This window comes from Lutibacter sp., assembly GCF_013041805.1.
Lineage (GTDB): Bacteria > Bacteroidota > Bacteroidia > Flavobacteriales > Flavobacteriaceae > Lutibacter.
This window is the reverse complement of record NZ_JABDRI010000011.1, coordinates 1-19767: the sequence shown is the minus strand read 5'-3', so window position 1 is coordinate 19767 and position 19767 is coordinate 1. Positions and strand designations below refer to the sequence as shown.

Here is a 19767-nt window from a genome sequence, read left to right as displayed (position 1 = left end):
ATTGATTTTAAGAAAATTAAGCTGGATCAAAAAGCTAGGGCCTGGTTTACTTTTTGCTGGTGCCGCAATAGGTGTTTCACATTTGGTTCAATCTACAAGAGCGGGTGCTAATTTTGGCTTTGGCTTAGTATGGGCTTTGGTGTTGATTCATATTGTGAAATACCCATTTTTTCAGTTCGGACCTCGTTATGCAACTGCTACTGGAGAAAGTTTACTAGATGGGTATAGGAGATTAGGAAAAGGAGTACTTCTCACCTATTTCGTATTAAATTTAGCAACTATGTTTACTATTCAAGCTGCAGTTACTATAGTTACTGCTGGCTTAGCTGCCAATTTATTTGGAATAACAACAAACCCTATTATTTGGAGTATATTCATAACATTAATATGTGCTACGTTGTTAGTTATTGGTAAATATAAATTACTAGATAATTTAATGAAAATTATTATTATAACATTAACTCTAAGTACTATCATTGCGCTTATAGTTGCAACATTTCAAAAAGAATCCGTTTATAATTTTACTCAAATTCTTCCCGAAGGGAGTATTGAAGTTGGTTTTTTAATTGCATTCTTAGGATGGATGCCTGCCCCTCTTGATGTATCGATTTGGCAATCACTTTGGGCGATTGAAAAACAAAAAGACACTTCGTTTAAATTCAATACAAAACAAGCAATTTTTGATTTTAATATTGGGTTTATTGCAACCCTATTTTTAGGAATTTGCTTTGTCTCGCTTGGTGCCATTGTTATGTTTAATTCTGGTGAAATTCTTAGTGAAAGTGCTGTAAAGTTTTCACAACAATTAATTACGCTTTACACAAAAAATTTAGGCTCTGAGGTTTATATTTTTATTGCAGCTGCAGCTTTCACAACAATGTTTAGTACTACTATTACAACACTAGATGCTTCTCCAAGAGCGATGACGAGAACGTATAATTTACTTACCAACAAATCACATAAAAATATGTACTGGTTTTGGATTGGATTTCTTGCTATTGGAACCATTGCAATATTACTTTTTTTTATGTCTGAAATGGGCGTACTCATTAAAATTGCAACTATTTTATCCTTTTTAACTGCACCTTTTTTTGCAATCATTAATTACTTATTAATTTCTGGAAAACACACTCCTAAAAAATGGAGACCATCTCTTCAACTTAAAATTCTGAGTTGGTTTGGAATCATATTTCTTATTGGTTTTAGTATTTGGTACCTTTTTAGTTTATAAATTCTTTGTATTTTTGCAATCAATTTTATTGAAATGAGCGAAGAAACAATTACAACTAAAACACAAAAACCAAAATGGTTGCGCGTAAAGCTTCCTGTTGGTAAAAAATATACTGAATTAAGAGGTATTGTAGATAAATATAAATTAAACACAATCTGTACAAGTGGAAGTTGCCCTAACATGGGGGAATGTTGGACTGAAGGAACTGCAACTTTTATGATTTTAGGTAATATTTGCACACGTTCTTGTGGATTTTGTGGTGTAAAAACAGGTAGGCCTGAAACAGTAGATTGGGAAGAACCTGAAAAAGTAGCACGCTCAATTCAGTTAATGAAAATTAAGCACGCTGTAATCACTTCAGTAGATAGAGATGATATTAAAGATGGTGGCTCTATTATTTGGGCGGAAACAATTAATGCAATAAGAAGAGCGAATCCTAATACAACTTTAGAAACATTAATTCCTGATTTTCAAGGAAATAAAACTAATATTGATAGAATATTAGCTGTTGCTCCAGAAGTAATTTCTCATAATTTAGAAACCGTTAGACGTTTAACACGTGAAGTTAGAATTCAGGCACGCTATGATCGAAGTTTGGAGGTTTTAAAATATATGAAAGATCAAGGACAACGTAGAACAAAGTCTGGAATCATGCTTGGCTTAGGTGAAACTGAAGAAGAAGTTCTGGAAACTTTACAAGATTTAGCCAACTCAAAAGTTGATATTGTTACGATTGGGCAGTATTTACAGCCTTCAAAAAAGCATTTACCTGTTAAAGAGTTTATAACTCCTGAACAATTTGATAAATATAAGATTGCTGCTTTAGAAATGGGTTTTAAATATGTTGAAAGTGGAGCTTTGGTTCGCTCATCATATAAAGCACAACGACATTTAGTTTAATATCCGTATTCATTTTATAATCAAAGTATTAACTATAAATTAACAATCACTCATTATTTTTGGCATAGGTATTGAAGCTATTTGAATGAAACAAGTTACTTGCAAAACTTTGTTTTCATTATGTAAATTTTGAGTTAATTGACAAAAAAAGCGCTTTAAAAGCGCTTTTTTTATAAATACTATTAAAATAAATTTACTTAATCAACTCTCCATTTTCAAGTAAAATATCATACACATAACCATATCCAAAATCTTTGTCCAACGTTATTGATCCTCTAAAAGTAACCGTATCACCAACTTTTACAAACTCATTAGTAGTAACTGTTAAACTTTTTTTACCATCAAATTGAGAACCATCAGCAATATGAATCCAATTCTTATCCAAAATTCCATTATTAACTTTCACAACTTTACCACGTACCAAAATATTTTTTTTCTCAAAAGATTTTTTATCTGAAAAAATCAATTCTAATACAGTTCCACCTTCAGGTTGTTCAATTTTTTCCAATTCTTGTGTAACTTTATCCGTACCAACATGTGGATCTTTTCTTTCTACCTTGGTCGCTTTTTCCGAAGTCCTAATTTTGTCGGCAAACGTTATAGAATTAAAAGTTCGCTCTAATTCTTTGCTCTCAAAATTTTTCATTACCATTCCATTATCGTAATAATAAATTTCTCCAACACTTACAGGTGCTTTTGATATTGCCATCCAATATTTTTTCTCGTCCTCATTTACATAAATATAGGTGTAATTACCTCCATCTAAAGATTCTATAATTTGTATTTTATGAGCTACCTTAGAAGCTTGATTTGTATTCGTTTTAGTTTCGATCTTAGAATAATTTTTATCGTTCTTACAAGCTGTAAATAGTAGTATACTAAATATTAGTACAACAAATGTTTTTATATTTTTCATTTTTATTGAGATTAATTTTCACAAATGTAACATTTATTACAGTTGTAAAGTATGACATTAATCACCAATCAATTTTATTTAATCCTTTACTTTTCAAATAGCTATTTACCTTACTAAAATGTTGATTTCCAAACCAATAACCTCTATTCGCGCTTAATGGTGATGGATGTCCTGAAGTTAAAATATAATGTTTACTAGAATTAATTTTTAAACCTTTCTTTTTAGCAAAACCACCCCAAAGTAAAAAAACTACATTCTCTTTATCTTCTGAAATTTTTGAAATTACTGCATCTGTGAATTGTTCCCATCCTTTCTTTTGATGTGAGCCCGCATTGTGAGCTCTCACTGTCAATGTTGCGTTTAGTAAAAGTACTCCTTGCTTAGCCCAACGCTCTAAATTTCCGCTTTTTGGATAATCAATTTTCAAATCAGTAGCAATTTCTTTAAAAATATTAATTAATGAAGGTGGATGAGCAATTCCATCATTTACGGAAAAACTTAAACCATTTGCCTGTCCATGACCATGATAAGGATCTTGACCAATAATTACTACTTTCAAATTGTTAAAATCACACAAATTAAATGCTTCAAAAATTTGATTCCCTTTTGGATAACAAGTAGTTGATTTATACTCTTCTCTTACAAAATTTGTAAGTTCTTTAAAATAGGGTTTTTCAAACTCCTCAAATAATATTTTTTCCCAGCTTTCAGCAATTTTCACATTCATGGTGGCTATTCGTCTTAAATTTATACTTTTGTCGTACTTTCAAAAGTAGCAATTTTTTATGAGTAGTATTTCAGAAAAAACATTAATAGATTTAGAATTAGCAACTATTTTACAAACAGTAAGTGAATTTTGTATTTCTGACCTAGGTAAAACGGAAACGTTACAAATAAAACCTTTATCTAACCTACAAAAACTTCAACCTGAGCTTCAAAAAGTGAATGAGTATTTGTCTTCATTTGTGAATGAAAATAGAGTTCCTAATCATCATTTTGATGATATTCAAAAAGAAATTCATTTATTAAACATTGAAAATAGCTATTTAGAACCTGCTTCATTTTTAAAAATTCTTAATACTGGTACTACTATTTTTGAATTGTTGCAGTTTTTTAAAAAATTCAAAGATTATTATCCATTTCTTTTTAATTTTTCAGAAAAAATTGAATATCAAAAAGTAATAGTACAAAACATTGAAAGAGTAATCACTCCTTTTGGAGAAATTGATGAAAAATCATCTCCTCTTTTAAAGCAAATTAGAAATGATATAAATAGAGTGCGCTCTAAAATTAGCGGAAGCTTTAGCAAAGCATTGAGTCAATATAGTTCAGCTGGTTACTTAGATGAAATTAGAGAATCTGTAATTGATAATCAGCGAGTTTTAGCCGTAAGTGCCATGCATAGAAGGAAAGTAAAAGGGAGTATGGTTGGAAGCTCTAAAACTGGAAACATTGTTTATATTGCTCCAGAAGCAACTTTACAATTTAGCCGTGAACTTCAAAATTTAATGTATGACGAACACCAGGAAATTATACGTATTTTAAAAGAGTTAACAAACTCACTTAGAGTGTTTACTCCAGATTTAATAAATTATCAAAGCTTTTTAACTCAATTAGATGTTATTGCCGCAAAAGCTAAATATGCACAAAAAATAAATGGTATACTCCCTAAAATTACGTCGGAAAAAAGAATTTATTTAAAAGATGCTTACCATCCAATATTATTATTAAAAAATAATGAGCAACAACTAAAAACAGTTCCACAAACGTTAGAACTAAATAAAGAACAACAAATAATTGTTATTTCTGGACCTAATGCTGGTGGTAAAAGTATTGCTTTAAAAACTATTGGGCTACTTCAGGTTATGCTACAAAGTGGCTTATTAATTCCTGTGCACGAACGCTCCTCAACTTCTTTTTTTGATAAAATACTAACTGATATTGGAGATAATCAATCTATTGAAAATCAACTAAGTACTTATAGCTATCGACTAAAAAATATGCGCAATTTTTTACGAAGGTGTAATACAAATACTTTATTTTTAATTGATGAATTTGGAACAGGAAGTGATCCTGAGCTAGGTGGAGCTTTAGCCGAGATTTTTTTAGAAGAATTTTACACAAAAGGTGCGTTTGGTATTATTACCACACATTATTCAAATTTAAAAGTTTTAGCAAATGAATTAGAAAATGTGTCAAATGCCAATATGCAGTTTGATGAAAAAACATTAGAGCCTTTGTATAAACTATTTATAGGTCAAGCCGGAAGCTCATTTACTTTTGAAGTTGCACAAAAAAATGGAATTCCTTTTAGTTTAATTAACAAGGCTAAAAAACGTGTTGAAGGCGAAAAAGTTAGGTTAGATAAAACTATTTCTAAACTTCAAAAAGAACGTAATAAACTACAGAAAACTTCTGAAACACTAGATAAAGAAAAATCTTTAGCTATTGAAAAAACAGAAAATTTGAATGAAAAACAATTAAAAATTCAAGAAAAATTAGAAAGTTTTCAGGAGCTATATGATAGCAATCAGAAAATGCTAATACTTGGTAGAAAAACAAATGAGTTACTTCATAAATATTTTCAAACAAATAACAAAAAGCAATTAATAGCAGATTTTAACAATTGGGTTATCATTGAAAAAACAAAACACCTCAAAAAGAACCCACCAAAACCTAAAACGAAAATTCAAAAAAAACAAGTTAAGGTTGAAAAGCTCAAAGCTGAGAAAAAATTAAAAACAGTTGAAACTGAAGTCTTAGCAGAAGTTATAAAAGTTAGAGAAGTTAAAAAATCAAAAGAACAAAAAATAGCGAAACAAAAAGCTAATTATATTTTTAAGGTAAACGATAAAGTACGAATTGAAGGAAGTAATTCTTGCGGAACCATAGATAAAATTGAAAAAAAGAATGCTTTTATAAACTATGGGAATTTTACTACAAAAACAACTTTAAGTAAACTTGAACTAGTAGAGTCTACTAAAAAGTAAGTATAACTTTTAGTAAATATATCATTTTTAACAATTTAGATTTGTTCCAAACAATTTAATCGTTAAATTTATCCGGCTAAAATAAAATCATGCTAAATTATTTTAAAGCATTTTCGTTTTTTTTATTGTGGGCATTAATTGCTCTAATTTCTCATTCTTATTTAAGTGCTTCATTTTATGAGAATTGCACTAGTAATTCTGAAATTTCATCAAAAGAGAGTATTGCTGAAGAAAAACAATTTGTAATCACTGATGAATTCAACAACATTATTTATAATTTTCCAGAAGGGTTTATCATAAACAAAAACAATAATAAATATACAAGTCCAAAAGAAATTTTAAATTTAGTTGATAGTATACAACGAGTTTTAATTTATGATTATTCAAAGGAATTGCATATTACAGGTAAATATCTCAAAAGTGAACTAGCAAACACATCTGGCGAAAATATGGGCTTGCAACGTGCAAATTCCCTTAAACAAGAATTAGTTACACTAGGAATAGATGCATCAAAGATTAAGGTTTCCGAAGAGATTGCAAATTTTGAATATATAAATGGCCAATTTAGTAATGGTATAAAAATAAATTTTAATACGCTAAAACAATATAAAATTGATAGTATTGAATTTGAAATAACGAATAAAAAGCTATATCTTGAATTTGTAAATGACAGCATTATAGTAAATAACGATTTAATCAAGTATGCAAATAACCTTAAATTCTATTCGAAAAAATATCCAGCAAAAAAAATTGTTATTACAGGACATACAGATAATTTAGGGTATTTTGATAAAAATTTGGTCACTGGGTTGAAAAATGCAAATACTCTTAAAGATTATTTTATAGAAAACGGTATTGACAACATTAAAATTGAAACCTTTTCAAAAGGAGAATCTGAACCAATTGCTGATAAAACAACTGAAAAAGGAAGAGCATTAAATAGAAGAATTGAAGTAACATTAATTAATTAAAATATGCTTTTATCAATATTTTCAAATCCGAATGTAGCACACCTAATTGAAATCTTTTTTTGGATGTTAGGTTCCTTTTTAATTGGACTATTTTTTGGGCAAATAATTAAAACTTCGCCAAAAAAAAATAAGGCAAGTAAAGCATTTAAAAATGAAAATGAGGATGATTCAATTATAGTAGATGATGTATCAAAAATAAGGGCCACAAAAACTTTTGAACGTGGAGGAAAACAAATGGTACAAGCTATTCCGTCAGAAATTAAAAAAAATAATGGATTAAATTTTAATCGTATTGGATTAGCTACTTTTGAAGAAAAAGATGACCTACAAAAAATTAAAGGAATTGGGCCTTCCATTGAAAAAAACCTAAATGAAATCGGTATTTTTACTTTTAAACAAATAAGTAATTTTAACAGTAGCGATATTTCTAAAATTACCGAATTAATAGCTACTATTAACGGAAGAATTGAAAGAGATGATTGGATAGGTCAAGCCTTTGAACTATTAAAAAATAATCAATAATAGTTATTCCTCTTTATATCTTTCCATTTCACGGTCATAGAATTCACTTGCCTGATCAATAAGAACAGCTACTTGGGTTTCTAATTCTTCTTGATCTGCTCCATCAAAATCTTCCCACCATTCAATTTCATCATCAATAAGGTTGATAATAAATCTAGGGAATTCAGTATGAATTACAAAAATATCATCTTTACAATCTGTATTGTCTCCCAGTAAAAATTTAGGTAAGTTCATTTTTTTCTTGTATTAATTTATTTGACAAATAATTAAATCTAAAAAACAGCATCAATGCTGAGCTTGTTAATGCGGTAAGTAAACCTATCCAAATACCTAAAGTACCTAATACGTTCTCTTTACCCAAATAGTAGCATATTGGAAAACCTATAATCCAATAAGCAATAAATGTTAATCCAGAGGGAATATTAACATCTTGTAAACCTCTCAAACCTCCCAAAATTACAGCTTGCAAACCATCAGACAATTGAAACAAACCTGCAATAATTAATAAACCTGAGGCCATTTTTATAACTTCTAAATTATCAGTAAACATCCAAGGTAAAATATCTTTCAACAACATAAAACCAATTGTAAAAGTAAACATAATTAATACGATCAATAAAAAGTTAGAAAATGCAATTCTTCTTAATTCAATATAATTTTTTAATCCTTTTTGGTTTCCAACTCTAATAGTTGAAGCAACACCAATTCCAACAGCAATCATAAAAGTTGTAGATGCTAGCTTTAATGCTATCTGGTTTGCAGCTTGAGACAATGCTCCTAAAGTTCCTGCTAACAATACTGAAGCCGTAAATAACCCAACTTCAAAAAGCATTTGTAAAGCCGTTGGAAAACCTAATCCAATTATTTTTTGAAAGACCTTTGCTTTAATTTCATACAAATTAAGTCTTTTCATATAAACTGCAAACTTTTCTTTTCTCATTAATACAATGTATAAAAAAGCAACCATAACAACTCTAGAAATTAACGTTCCCAATGCTGCTCCTACAATTTCTAATCTTGGGAAAATCCATAAACCATAAATTAAGGCAAAATTTAAAACAACATTTACAATATTGGTTAGTATTGTGGCATACATTGCATATTTTGTTTCAGATAAACCATCAGTAAATTGTTTCAAACCTTGGAATATCATTAATGGAATCATAGATATAGCTACAATTTCGTAGTATGGTATTGCTAATACAACAACTTCATCAGGTTGATCTAAATGATACAAAATTGGTTTAATTACCAATAACATTAGAAATAAAGCAATACCTAAAATTGTCATTAAAATAATTCCATGTTGAAAAATACTTCTTGCTTTTGTTTTATCCCCTTCTCCATCAGATTCAGCAATTAATGGTGTAATAGCAAATGAAAAGCCAATACCAATTGAAAGCGCAATAAAAACTAAGCTATTACCAAGTGATGTAGCCGCGAGCTCAACTGGACCAAGTCTACCAACCATAATGTCATCAATTAACCCAACTAATAAATGGCCTAAAGAACCCATCATAATTGGAGTAGCTAACTTCAAATTATTTTTAAATTCAGATGTGTAGTTTTTAATCTTCAATATTTATAAATTCTAAGCTGCGAAGATACAAGAATTATGCTAATTTATTAATTGCATTTGTACCGCAATAAATAAAATCTATTTCGGAATAAGATTAAAAAATTAACATGTTTTATTCAAGTTAATAAAACGTTTAATTTTGCATTAAGAAATTAAAGAAACTTAATATTAAAAATAATTATAATGGCAGTATTAGTTGGAAAAAAAGCACCTAAATTTAATGCTCAAGCAGTAGTAAATGGGATTGAATTTAATGAAAATTACTCTTTAGAACAATTTGAAGGTAATAAATATGTGGTATTATTCTTTTACCCAAAAGATTTTACATTTGTTTGTCCTACAGAATTATTTGCTTTCCAAGAAAAAATAGCAGAATTTGAAAAAAGAAATGTTCAATTAGTTGCTGTATCAACTGATACGGAACAGTCTCACTGGGGATGGTTACAAATGCCAAAAGCACAAGGAGGTATTCAAGGAGTTACCTACCCTCTAGTTGCAGATACTAATAAAACAATTTCTAAAAATTATGATGTTTTAGCTGGTGATTTTTATTATGATGATAATGATGAATTACAAGCGAGTGGAGAATTAATTGCTTACCGTGGTCTATTTTTAATTGATAAAGAAGGAATAGTTCGTCACCAAGTTGTTAATGATTTACCATTAGGTAGAAATGTAGATGAAGCATTAAGAATGGTTGACGCATTACAATTTACAGAAGAACATGGAGAAGCGTGTCCTGCAAACTGGAACGCAGATAAAGAAGGTTTAAAAGCAACACATGAAGGAGTTGCTGATTATTTAGCGAAACACTAACAAAAATCAAATATATTTTTAAAAACTCTCGAATTTATTCGGGAGTTTTTAGTTTTTAGACTAACTTTGAAATTATAATTATAAAAATTTATTATGGCTAAAATAACATTAAAAGGAAATCCATTTAAAACAGTTGGAAAACTTCCAAAAATAGGTAGTAAAGCTCCAAAATTTTCATTAGTAAAGGCAGATTTATCAAAAGCAAAATTAAAAGATTTTAAAGGCTCTAAATTAATTCTAAACATATTTCCAAGTTTAGATACAGGTACTTGTGCAGCTTCTGTAAGAAGATTTAACAAAGAAGCAAGTGAACTAGAAAATACGAAAGTTTTATGTATTTCTAGAGATTTACCATTCGCTCAGGCACGTTTTTGTGGCGCTGAAGGATTAGAAAATGTAATCACATTATCTGATTTTGCAAAAGGAAAATTTGGAAAGTCATTTGGTGTAACTATTGAAGACGGACCTTTAGCAAATTTACACTCAAGAGCAATTGTTGTATTGAATGAAGAAGGTGTAGTAACCTATACGGAACAAGTCCCTGAAATTGTTGATGAGCCTAATTACGAAGCTGCTTTAAAAGCTTTATAGCTAATAACTAAAGAGTTTAATTATTTTGAAACTATTTCATAGTTTAAATAAATTAATGAAAAGTTCCTAAATTTTAATTGCGTTGTAAAATAAGAGTATTACTTAAACAATTTAGTACAATTCTGATACTAATAATTGGTTTTACAATATATTTCTGCTACCAAATAAGTATTTAATTACAATTAATTTTGGTAGCAGAATTATGATTACTTAAAATCAAAATTATCTTTTTTTATTCATCCTGAATATATTTTTTTTAATTATTCTACCTTGAGATATTATAGATGGTATCCATTTTTACAGCAATATTTTCTTATATTAATGGTTTCATAATATACTTCCCTAAATTTGTTTAGGAATTTAACTACAATCATATTAATTTTATATTTTTGTGTGATATTATTTTAAATGGCTAAAAAGAAAATAACAACTAAAAAAAATACCACAAAACCTCGTTTTCAAAAAACTAAATCGTTTTTTGGAAACAGACAAACACAAACAATTATAGGATTGTTTGTAATGCTGTTTTCATTTTTTTTATTGGTATCATTTATATCTTACCTTTTTAATTGGCAAGATGACCAAAGTCAACTTTCAAATTTTACAGATAAAAATGTAACCGTTAAAAATCTTCTTGGCAAAATAGGTGCTAGTATTAGCCACTTTTTTATTTATAATAGTTTTGGAGTTGCATCATTATATTTTCCAATACTTCTATTCTTTTCTGGATTGTTAATTTTTTTAAAAGGAAGTTTGCTGAAAGTTAGAAAATCATGGGGCTGGGGTATTTTAGGAATACTTTGGATTTCAATTTCATTTGGATTTTTGGCTCATAAAAATTCTCTTTTTGCTGGTATTATAGGATATGAATTAAATACGTACTTACAGCAATTTTTAGGAAAAACAGGACTAATTCTAGTGTTATTATTTTTAGGATTTTCTTATTTGGTGATTCGATTTAAATTAACTCCAGAAGTTATAAAAAATAATTTTTTTCCGGCTAGGCCTAAAACTGATAAACCGATTATTGAAAACAACATAGACACAGATTCAAATTCAACAACTGAAACAGAAGTAGCAATTGAATTTCCATTAGAGAAAAAAGAAGTTCTAGTTTCTAATACTGCTAATAAAGGAGAAAATATTCTAGATAAAGATTTAGAAATTTCAATTAAAGAAAAACCTAACACTGATAATGTAGCAATTGATGTTGACAAAATTGTAGATGAAAATCATGTAAATGAAAATTTATCAGATAAGCTAGTTGCAGATTTTGGTGAGTTTGATCCTACTTTAGAACTTAGTAATTATAAATTCCCAACTTTAAATTTATTGAGAGATTATAATGAAGTAATTTCTGTGGATCAAGAAGAATTAGAATTACATAAGAATAGAATTGTTGAAACTTTAAATAATTATAATATAGGTATAGATCGGATTAAAGCTACCGTTGGGCCTACCGTAACTTTATATGAAATTGTTCCTGAAGCCGGTATTCGAATTTCAAAAATCAAAAATTTAGAAGACGATATTGCGCTATCACTTGCAGCAATGGGAATTAGAATTATTGCTCCAATTCCTGGAAAAGGAACTATAGGTATTGAAGTTCCTAATAAAAAACCAACAATGGTTTCCATGAAATCTGTTATTTCTTCAACTAAATTTCAAAATTCAGAGATGGAATTACCTATTGCTTTGGGTAAAACTATTTCAAACGAAACTTTTGTAATTGATCTTGCAAAAATGCCTCACTTATTAATGGCAGGTGCAACTGGACAAGGAAAATCTGTAGGATTAAACGCTGTATTAACCTCTCTATTATATAAAAAACATCCAGCTGAAGTTAAATTTGTACTAGTTGATCCAAAAAAAGTTGAGCTAACATTATTCAATAAAATTGAACGTCATTATTTGGCAAAATTGCCAGATACTGAAGAAGCCATTATTACTGATACTACTAAAGTAGTAAACACTTTGAATTCTTTATGCATTGAAATGGATGCACGGTATGATTTATTAAAAATTGCGATGGTTCGCAATATAAAAGAGTACAATGTAAAATTTAAATCCAGAAAACTAAATCCAAATGACGGGCATAAATATTTACCATATATTGTGTTAGTCATTGATGAGTTTGCTGATTTAATTATGACAGCTGGTAAAGAAATTGAAACGCCAATTGCCCGTTTAGCGCAACTAGCCAGAGCTATTGGAATTCATTTAATTGTGGCTACTCAACGACCTTCAGTAAATGTTATCACAGGAATTATTAAAGCAAATTTCCCCGCAAGAGCTGCATTTAGAGTAACTTCAAAAATAGATTCTAGAACCATACTTGACGGCCAAGGCGCAGACCAATTAATTGGTAGAGGTGATATGCTTTTTTCAGGTGGAAACGATATTATTCGGTTACAATGTGCTTTTGTTGATACTCCTGAAATTGATAATATAACTAATTTTATTGGATCACAAAGAGCCTATCCAAATGCTTATTTATTACCAGAGTATAGTGGTGAAGAAGTTGGCACAAGTCTTGATAATAATATTAGTGAAAGAGATGCATTATTTAGAGATGCTGCCTTAATAATAGTACACGCACAACAAGGCTCAGCTTCTTTATTACAACGAAAACTAAAATTAGGGTACAATAGAGCGGGTAGATTAATTGATCAATTAGAAGCTGCTGGCATTGTTGGCCCTTTTGAAGGAAGCAAAGCACGTCAAGTTTTAGTACCTGATGAAATGGCCTTAAACCAATTATTAGATAATGAACCAAATAGTTAAAGAACAAAGTGATAGAATGAAAAAATTAGCAATATTTTTAACAATTACATTTTTAAGCATTTGTGCTTACAGTCAAAATTCAAATGAAGCAAAATCATTATTAGATGAAGTGGCAAATAAAGTTGAAGCTTACGATAACATCTATATTGAGTTTAACCACAAATTTGACAATATAGAAGCTGACGTCCATCAAGAAACAAGAGGAAGCGTTACGCTTAAAAAAGATTTGTACCATTTAAATTATATGGGAACCGAGCAAATTTTTGATGGAAAAAAAGTGTATCTTATAATACATGAAGATGAGGAAGTAATTATTCAGAATTCTTCAAAAAATAGTGAAGAAACATTAACACCTTCAAAAATGTTTTCATTTTATAAAGAAGGATATACCTATCAAATGGATGCACTAAAAAATATTAAAGGAATTAAAATTCAATATGTTAAATTAATACCTATTGATAGTAATTCTGAAATAAATAATGTAGTTATTGGGATAGATGTAAAAACTAAACACATTTATAATATTATTGAAACTGGTGAAAATCAAACAATAACAACTCTTGAAGTAAGAACTTTCAAAACTAATCAACCTATATCAGAAAAGCTTTTTATCTTTGACGAAGCAAAATACAGAGATCAGAAAAAATACACGATCTCTGAACCAAAATAACAGCGTTGAAAATATTTGATAAATACATTATAAAAAGTTTTTTAGAACCTTTTTTAGCTACATTTTTTGTAGTTCTTTTCGTATTAGTTATGCAATCGCTGTGGTTGGCATTTGACGAAATTGCAGGGAAAGGAATTGACATCTTTTTTATATTAAAATTCTTAGGCTATTTAGCGCTAATGCTTACACCAACAGCTCTACCTATTGGCATTTTATTATCTTCAATAATGGCTATGGGGAATTTGTCTGAAAACTATGAAATGGCCGCTATCAAATCAGCTGGTATTTCATTAAAAAGAGTGATTAGACCCTTAATTATTTTAACCTTATTTATAAGTGCATTGAATTTTGTATTTCTTAATAATATATATCCATGGGCTACACTGAAACAGAAAAATTTGTACCTAAATATTAAAAAGAAAAAACCAGCTTTAGCATTAGTTCCGGGAGCTTTTAATACAGAAATACCTGGTTATAGCATTAAATTTGATGAAAAATATGGTGAAGAAGAAAATCTACTTAAAAATGTTCAAATAGCAGATTTAAGTGCTTCACAAGGAAAAATTAAAGTAATAACAGCAGAAAAAGGAATAATATCGTCTGAAGAGGGAAGTAAATATATGACGTTGACACTTGAAAACGGTAATTATTATGAAGAACATGTTAAAAAGTCAATGCGACCAAATGAACGATATAAAATGCCCGCATCCAATGCGACTTTTGAAACATATACCATCAACATTGATATTTCGTCTTTCAACGATGACGACAGTTTAGAAGATGAAAAACTAAACAACCATCATGGAATGTTAAGTATTGTTCAATTAGACTCTACTTCCCAAAAAACAAAAGTAATGTACGATGAGTTTATCGGAAAAAGAGCGACATATACTTACAATCTTTTAGAAGCTAATAAATTACATCAATACCACGACTCTCTAATCGATAAAAAATTAGAGGCAGAAATACTTGAAAATTTCACTTTAAAAAACAAAAGTATTGTTCTAAACGAATCTATTCAGCTTATGAAAAGAATTCAAGATAGAAATAAAAGTCAGAATAAGAACTTTAAAGACAAAAGAAAATTATTAAATCTTTATGACCATGAAATTAGTTATAGAATCTCATTTTCTTTAGCATGTCTCGTACTCTTTTTTATTGGTGCACCTTTAGGCTCCATTATACGAAAAGGAGGATTTGGTTTACCAATGATTATGGCAATTACTATTTTTGTAATCTATTTTTTTATCTCTCAATTAGGCAGAAATTTATCGGAAGAAAGCGCAATAACAGCAATTTTTGGTAGTTGGCTATCCACTTTAATATTATTACCTTTTGGTATTCTGCTTACAAGACGTGCTACTAAAGGTATGGGTATTTTCAATATTGATTCGGTACTGGAAAACATAAAAAAAATGTTCACTAAAATTTTAAATATACAATCATCTAGATAATGAATAATCAAACAAATAAAATTAAATTAAATTCAATAGTGGAAGCTATTGAAGCTATTAAAAATGGTCAAATGATTATTGTAGTTGATGATGAAGATAGAGAAAACGAAGGTGATTTTATAGCTGCTGCTGAGTGTGTTACTCCTGAAATGATTAACTTTATGTCAAAAGAAGGAAGAGGTTTAATATGTGCTCCTCTTACTGAAGACCGCTGTGAAGAATTAGATTTACCATTAATGGTAAATAAAAATACGGTACTACACAATACACAATTCACAGTTTCTATAGATTTAATTGGAGATGGATGTACAACTGGGATTTCAGCTTACGATAGAGCTAAAACAATTAAAGCGCTGACTCTAACAAATACACAACCAGATGATTTTGGTAGACCTGGACACATTTTTCCTTTAAGAGCAAAAGAAGGTGGTGTTTTAAGAAGAACTGGACATACAGAGGCTTCAATAGATTTAGCTCGTTTAGCAGGATTTCAACCGGCAGGGATTTTAGTAGAAATTTTGAATGAGGATGGTACGATGGCTCGCTTACCACAATTACTTGAAGTAGCTAAAAAATTCGATTTAAAAATAATTTCTATTGAAGATTTAGTGGCCTATCGTATGAAATACGATTCTTTAATTGTAAAAATTGAAGACTTTAATGTTAAAACACGTTTTGGCGAGTTTAGACTTAGAGCTTATAAACAAACAACAAATAATCAAATTCATTTAGCTTTAACTAAAGGGTCTTGGAACGAATATGAAGAAGTTATGGTTAGGGTAAATTCCTCACTAATTAATAATGATATTATACGTCTTTTAACAAAAAAACCTGATAATACATTTTCAAGAGTCTTTAAAAAAATTGAAGACGAAGGTAAAGGTGCAGTCGTTTTTATAAGTCAAGAAAACCAATCATTTAACCTTGTAAATCGTTTATCATTACTAAAAGAAGCACAAAAAGAAATAGCAAATAAGGTTCCAAATATAAAACCTGATGATAAAGATTTTGGAATTGGTGCACAAATTTTACACGATTTAGAAATCAATAAACTTCGAGTTCTATCAAATTCACCTTCAGTAACTAAACGTATTGGAATGACTGGCTATGGACTTGAAATAGTTGAGTATCTGAATTATTAATAGTTAAAATGAAAAAAGTTGTATTAGTTTTCCTTTTAGGTTTTTTACTTTTTTCATGTAAAAAAGAACCATCTCAAAATGGTAAACAAACTGGTGAGCGTATAATTACTAATAAAACATTTATTCTTGAAGGTTATATAGAAAATTTCAATCCGAACAAAGTTTATTTAAATAAAATAATAGAAAATTCTATTTACCCAATCGATTCCTCTGAAGTAGTTGATAATACATTTAAACTAAGTGGAATAGTAGAAAAGCCTGAACGCTTTGCCTTAACTTTTGAAAATTACGCAGCTATCACAATTTTTATTATTGAAAATAAATCGTTTACCATTTCAATAAACTCCGAAACTATTAATGATCCATTTATAAAAGGTTCTGAATTAAATAGTCAATTAATTACCTATAAAGAAAAATCTAAAGAAATATTCAAACAAATTGATTATTTATTTCCTCAATTTCAAAAAGCACGTCTTGAAAATGATGCGCCTCAATTAAATAAAATTCGAGATGAAATGAAAAAAATAGAAATGGAACATCTAAATTTTAGTTATAAATATATTGCTCAAAATAAAGAATCTTATGTTGCTGCTATGATTTTAAGAGATCAACTAAAAGCGGATACAATTGATACCCTAAGAATTAAAGAGGCTTATAATATACTATCTATCGAAGTAAAAACAGCTCCAGACGCTGAAATAATTGCTTCATTTTTAAATTTACATTAAAAAACTAAAATCTGTTTCTGGAGGTAATTCAATCGCTGGCTTATTTTGTTGAAATAAACGTGCGTCTAAACTTCCTTTTAAAACAACTTTATTTCCTACAACGCTGAGCCAACTTCCTTCTCTTAATCCTAAAACGGGTATTTTATTAATTGTATGAAATTCATTTATACGTGTTTCTCTAGTTTCCCCCATATGCTTAGATTTTATATCTGGATCTAAATAATGCGGGTTCAAATTGAAATTAATTAAACCTAATGAAGTAAAACTTGGCGGATAAATTATAGGCATATCATTCGTGTTTTGAATAGTTACACCAGTAATATTACTACCTGCACTTGTTCCAAAATATGGAGTTCCATTTTCAACTACATTTTTAATTGCTGAAATTAACTTATTATCATATAATTGTTTTAATAACAAAAAAGTATTTCCTCCTCCTGTAAAAATACTTTTGGCATTATTTACAGCATCTACCGTATTGTTAAATTCATGAATTCCTTTTAACTTAATATTAATTTTATCAAATCCTACTCTTGCCCTATTCGTATATTCTTCATGACTAAGACCACTTGGCCTCGCATAAGGAATAAACAAAACTTCATTTACACCTTTAAAAAAATTCGATAATTCTGGTAAAATATATTCTAAATATGCCTTCCCGTGAACAGTTGATGTGCTTGCAATTAATAATTTTTTCATTGAATAGTAAGTTTTATCAAATGTACTAAATTACTATGTTTAACAAAAGTTTACCATTGTCTTAATACTATTTTAAGATATCAATAGCTTTATTTGTTTTTATGAAATTAAGATTAACCAACTTATTTTTATTGTCAATTATTTCAATAAATTGTTATTCACAAAAAAAAACGGCCGCTATTACTGGAAAATTGATAAGTCCTGGTAATCCTACAAGCAACATACATATTATCAATTTACAAACAAAAAGAGGAACTATTAGTAACGAATATGGGGAATTTGAAATAAGCGTATCAGATCAAGATGTTTTACTAATTTCTTCTCTTGAATACGAAAATATAAAGATTACTATTCAAGAATTTCATATGAAAGCCAAAAGTATTAACATTCAGTTAACCTCATCAATAAATAATTTAGATGAAGTATTTTTACATGGACTTTCAGGTAGTTTAAATTTAGATCTCAATAAAACTCCAATAGATACTTTACCAAAGCATAATTTTTCATTCAAAATTAGTGACTTGGATAAAAAATTGCCTGAAGATATTCATGGTTTTTTAAAAGCTCCAAATGCTCAGGATATGACAGATCCAATAAAAATGGGTGGTGGAGGTGCTGGGGCAACTATTCCTGATTTTTATATGATTAATTTACGAAAATTAAAAGCCGATTTAAAACTAAAAAAGGATTTTCCTTCGAAAATGATATCTGAATTTGGAATTGAATTTTTTACAAAAAATTTAAAGATTCCGAAAGAAAAGATTAATCACTTTTTAGCATATTGTGAATTTAGAGACATTATTGAATACTATAAAAAAAATAATTTACTGGAAGTCATAAAAATATTACGAGAAGAAAGTAAAATTTATAATGAAATTAATTATGAATAAAACTATATTTCTTTTTATAGCTTTACTCTGCATTGCTCTATATACTAGCGCTCAGGAAAACAACCGCATTAAACTTAATGGAATCGTTAAAAATGATTCAACATATTTACAAGATATAAATATATTAAATAAAGCTACAAATTTAGGGGCTTCGAGTAATCAAAATGGTGTCTTCACTATTTTTGCTAAAGAAGGAGATTCTATCGCCTTTTCTTCAATCGTTTACATGAATAGAAGTATTAAAATTTCAAAAACTCATATAAATTCGAAAAAAATCATAGTGTATTTAGAACCAGATTATTATCAACTAAATGAAGTAATGCTAGCCAAAAAAGTATTTATAAATTGGAGAGATGCCGCAGTTACAAGTGGTACAATTTTCAATAATGATAAAATCTCAAATAGTAAAGCACCCGATGCACGAAAATTAACTGATCCAAATGCATATGCTGGAGGTTTAAATCCGATAGCATTATTCAGAATGTTAACAAAAAAAGGTCGTTTAAAAAGAAAAGAAAGAAAATTTCAACAACAAGAAGTGAAAAAGTTAAAAAACGAGTTTCCTTCTAAAATTGTAAATTTATACGGTCGTGATTTTTTCAAAGAAGAACTTGATATTTCAGAGGATACTATTTATCTTTTTCTAGATTATTGCGAAAATAATGGTTTTCTTAATTTCTATAAAAGTGACGAGTTTGTTATCAAAAATTTCTTAGTAAACCAATCAAAAAAGTTCAATGCGATTAAAAATTAACAATATTTATAGAACGGTCTACATTGTTTTTTGGAATGCTTTTTGTTTATTAGCTATTTCAAATAGATAAAAATGAATTTTAAAAAATATCTCTTACTACTTTTATTAATCCCGTTAGTTTCATTTACAT

At 28.7% G+C, this 19767-nt stretch carries 19 protein-coding genes; 14 read left to right on the top strand and 5 right to left on the bottom strand.

The window, feature by feature from the left end; genetic code table 11:
• Position 1: 1 nt before the first annotated feature.
• Both HKP59_RS00930 and lipA read left to right on the top strand, forming a co-directional pair.
• Positions 2 to 1231, top strand: coding sequence for a divalent metal cation transporter (locus tag HKP59_RS00930; protein ID WP_291802653.1), 1230 nt, complete (start codon positions 2 to 4; stop codon positions 1229 to 1231).
• A 33-nt stretch (positions 1232 to 1264) separates the two neighbouring features.
• On the top strand, positions 1265 to 2131 hold the full coding sequence (gene lipA / locus HKP59_RS00925; RefSeq protein WP_291802652.1) for a lipoyl synthase: 867 nt from the start codon (positions 1265 to 1267) through the stop codon (positions 2129 to 2131).
• A gap of 193 nt (positions 2132 to 2324) precedes the next feature.
• Here lipA and HKP59_RS00920 read toward each other — a convergent pair whose 3' ends face one another.
• Both HKP59_RS00920 and HKP59_RS00915 read right to left on the bottom strand, forming a co-directional pair.
• Entirely contained in the window at positions 2325 to 3047 is a 723-nt protein-coding gene (locus tag HKP59_RS00920; RefSeq protein WP_291802651.1) for a hypothetical protein, read from the bottom strand.
• 61 nt (positions 3048 to 3108) lie between these two features.
• Entirely contained in the window at positions 3109 to 3774 is a 666-nt protein-coding gene (locus tag HKP59_RS00915) for a uracil-DNA glycosylase (RefSeq protein WP_291802649.1), read from the bottom strand.
• 58 nt (positions 3775 to 3832) lie between these two features.
• Between HKP59_RS00915 and HKP59_RS00910 the strand changes: the two genes are divergently transcribed.
• From HKP59_RS00910 to HKP59_RS00900, 3 genes are all read left to right on the top strand, one after another.
• Positions 3833 to 6037 (top strand): DNA mismatch repair protein MutS, encoded by a 2205-nt coding sequence (locus HKP59_RS00910; protein WP_291802647.1) that lies wholly within the window; start codon positions 3833 to 3835, stop codon positions 6035 to 6037.
• A gap of 89 nt (positions 6038 to 6126) precedes the next feature.
• Positions 6127 to 7008 carry an OmpA family protein gene (locus HKP59_RS00905; RefSeq protein ID WP_291802645.1) on the top strand — a complete coding sequence of 294 codons (882 nt, stop codon included), beginning with the start codon at positions 6127 to 6129 and terminating at the stop codon, positions 7006 to 7008.
• A gap of 3 nt (positions 7009 to 7011) precedes the next feature.
• Positions 7012 to 7530 carry a hypothetical protein gene (locus tag HKP59_RS00900; RefSeq protein ID WP_291802644.1) on the top strand — a complete coding sequence of 173 codons (519 nt, stop codon included), beginning with the start codon at positions 7012 to 7014 and terminating at the stop codon, positions 7528 to 7530.
• Between the two features lie 3 nt (positions 7531 to 7533).
• Here the strand turns inward: HKP59_RS00900 and HKP59_RS00895 are convergent, their stop codons facing one another.
• Both HKP59_RS00895 and HKP59_RS00890 read right to left on the bottom strand, forming a co-directional pair.
• Positions 7534 to 7764: a hypothetical protein gene (locus HKP59_RS00895; RefSeq protein ID WP_291802643.1), complete on the bottom strand. Its 231-nt coding sequence runs from the start codon at positions 7762 to 7764 to the stop codon at positions 7534 to 7536.
• Positions 7751 to 9109, bottom strand: coding sequence for an MATE family efflux transporter (locus HKP59_RS00890; protein ID WP_291802641.1), 1359 nt, complete (start codon positions 9107 to 9109; stop codon positions 7751 to 7753). Before HKP59_RS00890 ends, HKP59_RS00895 begins: the two co-directional genes overlap by 14 nt.
• A 183-nt stretch (positions 9110 to 9292) precedes the next feature.
• On the opposite strand from HKP59_RS00890, the gene HKP59_RS00885 reads away from it, so the two are divergent.
• The 7 genes from HKP59_RS00885 to HKP59_RS00855 all read left to right on the top strand — a co-directional run bounded on the left by HKP59_RS00885 (position 9293) and on the right by HKP59_RS00855 (position 17294).
• The gene (locus tag HKP59_RS00885; protein WP_291802640.1) at positions 9293 to 9925 is read left to right on the top strand and encodes a peroxiredoxin; all 633 of its coding nucleotides are present in this window, start codon (positions 9293 to 9295) and stop codon (positions 9923 to 9925) included.
• A 93-nt stretch (positions 9926 to 10018) separates the two neighbouring features.
• Complete coding sequence (gene tpx / locus HKP59_RS00880) at positions 10019 to 10516, top strand: thiol peroxidase (RefSeq protein ID WP_291802639.1); 498 nt, start codon at positions 10019 to 10021, stop codon at positions 10514 to 10516.
• Positions 10517 to 10924: 408 nt separating this feature from the next.
• Positions 10925 to 13300: a DNA translocase FtsK gene (locus tag HKP59_RS00875; protein ID WP_291802637.1), complete on the top strand. Its 2376-nt coding sequence runs from the start codon at positions 10925 to 10927 to the stop codon at positions 13298 to 13300.
• Entirely contained in the window at positions 13284 to 13970 is a 687-nt protein-coding gene (locus HKP59_RS00870; protein ID WP_291802636.1) for an outer membrane lipoprotein carrier protein LolA, read from the top strand. Before HKP59_RS00875 ends, HKP59_RS00870 begins: the two co-directional genes overlap by 17 nt.
• A 5-nt stretch (positions 13971 to 13975) precedes the next feature.
• Entirely contained in the window at positions 13976 to 15424 is a 1449-nt protein-coding gene (locus tag HKP59_RS00865) for an LptF/LptG family permease (RefSeq protein ID WP_291802635.1), read from the top strand.
• A complete protein-coding gene (gene ribB / locus HKP59_RS00860) occupies positions 15424 to 16566 on the top strand; it encodes a 3,4-dihydroxy-2-butanone-4-phosphate synthase (protein ID WP_291802633.1) in 1143 nt (380 codons plus the stop codon). Before HKP59_RS00865 ends, ribB begins: the two co-directional genes overlap by 1 nt.
• An 8-nt stretch (positions 16567 to 16574) precedes the next feature.
• Positions 16575 to 17294 carry a DUF4369 domain-containing protein gene (locus HKP59_RS00855; RefSeq protein ID WP_291802631.1) on the top strand — a complete coding sequence of 240 codons (720 nt, stop codon included), beginning with the start codon at positions 16575 to 16577 and terminating at the stop codon, positions 17292 to 17294.
• On the opposite strand, the gene pepE is transcribed toward HKP59_RS00855, so the two are convergent.
• Entirely contained in the window at positions 17286 to 17993 is a 708-nt protein-coding gene (pepE, locus tag HKP59_RS00850) for a dipeptidase PepE (protein WP_291802630.1), read from the bottom strand. The two genes, HKP59_RS00855 and pepE, sit on opposite strands and share 9 nt — an antisense overlap.
• 101 nt (positions 17994 to 18094) lie before the next feature.
• Here pepE and HKP59_RS00845 point away from each other — a divergent pair, with 101 nt between their 5' ends.
• Both HKP59_RS00845 and HKP59_RS00840 read left to right on the top strand, forming a co-directional pair.
• A complete protein-coding gene (locus tag HKP59_RS00845; RefSeq protein ID WP_291802629.1) occupies positions 18095 to 18883 on the top strand; it encodes a carboxypeptidase-like regulatory domain-containing protein in 789 nt (262 codons plus the stop codon).
• Positions 18876 to 19637, top strand: a complete 762-nt coding sequence (locus tag HKP59_RS00840; protein ID WP_291802627.1) for a carboxypeptidase-like regulatory domain-containing protein — start codon at positions 18876 to 18878, stop codon at positions 19635 to 19637. The genes HKP59_RS00845 and HKP59_RS00840 overlap by 8 nt, the downstream gene beginning before the upstream one ends.
• Positions 19638 to 19767 lie beyond the last annotated feature (130 nt).

Excerpts from the sequence above, each read along its gene's own strand:
- lipA (WP_291802652.1), top strand. The coding sequence starts at position 1,265 with ATGAGCGAAGAAACAATTACAACTAAAACACAAAAACCAAAATGGTTG.
- HKP59_RS00920 (WP_291802651.1), bottom strand. The coding sequence starts at position 3,047 with ATGAAAAATATAAAAACATTTGTTGTACTAATATTTAGTATACTACTA.
- HKP59_RS00915 (WP_291802649.1), bottom strand. The coding sequence starts at position 3,774 with ATGAATGTGAAAATTGCTGAAAGCTGGGAAAAAATATTATTTGAGGAG.
- HKP59_RS00910 (WP_291802647.1), top strand. The coding sequence starts at position 3,833 with ATGAGTAGTATTTCAGAAAAAACATTAATAGATTTAGAATTAGCAACT.
- HKP59_RS00905 (WP_291802645.1), top strand. The coding sequence starts at position 6,127 with ATGCTAAATTATTTTAAAGCATTTTCGTTTTTTTTATTGTGGGCATTA.
- HKP59_RS00900 (WP_291802644.1), top strand. The coding sequence starts at position 7,012 with ATGCTTTTATCAATATTTTCAAATCCGAATGTAGCACACCTAATTGAA.
- HKP59_RS00895 (WP_291802643.1), bottom strand. The coding sequence starts at position 7,764 with ATGAACTTACCTAAATTTTTACTGGGAGACAATACAGATTGTAAAGAT.
- HKP59_RS00885 (WP_291802640.1), top strand. The coding sequence starts at position 9,293 with ATGGCAGTATTAGTTGGAAAAAAAGCACCTAAATTTAATGCTCAAGCA.
- tpx (WP_291802639.1), top strand. The coding sequence starts at position 10,019 with ATGGCTAAAATAACATTAAAAGGAAATCCATTTAAAACAGTTGGAAAA.
- HKP59_RS00875 (WP_291802637.1), top strand. The coding sequence starts at position 10,925 with ATGGCTAAAAAGAAAATAACAACTAAAAAAAATACCACAAAACCTCGT.
- HKP59_RS00870 (WP_291802636.1), top strand. The coding sequence starts at position 13,284 with ATGAACCAAATAGTTAAAGAACAAAGTGATAGAATGAAAAAATTAGCA.
- ribB (WP_291802633.1), top strand. The coding sequence starts at position 15,424 with ATGAATAATCAAACAAATAAAATTAAATTAAATTCAATAGTGGAAGCT.
- HKP59_RS00855 (WP_291802631.1), top strand. The coding sequence starts at position 16,575 with ATGAAAAAAGTTGTATTAGTTTTCCTTTTAGGTTTTTTACTTTTTTCA.
- pepE (WP_291802630.1), bottom strand. The coding sequence starts at position 17,993 with ATGAAAAAATTATTAATTGCAAGCACATCAACTGTTCACGGGAAGGCA.
- HKP59_RS00845 (WP_291802629.1), top strand. The coding sequence starts at position 18,095 with ATGAAATTAAGATTAACCAACTTATTTTTATTGTCAATTATTTCAATA.
- HKP59_RS00840 (WP_291802627.1), top strand. The coding sequence starts at position 18,876 with ATGAATAAAACTATATTTCTTTTTATAGCTTTACTCTGCATTGCTCTA.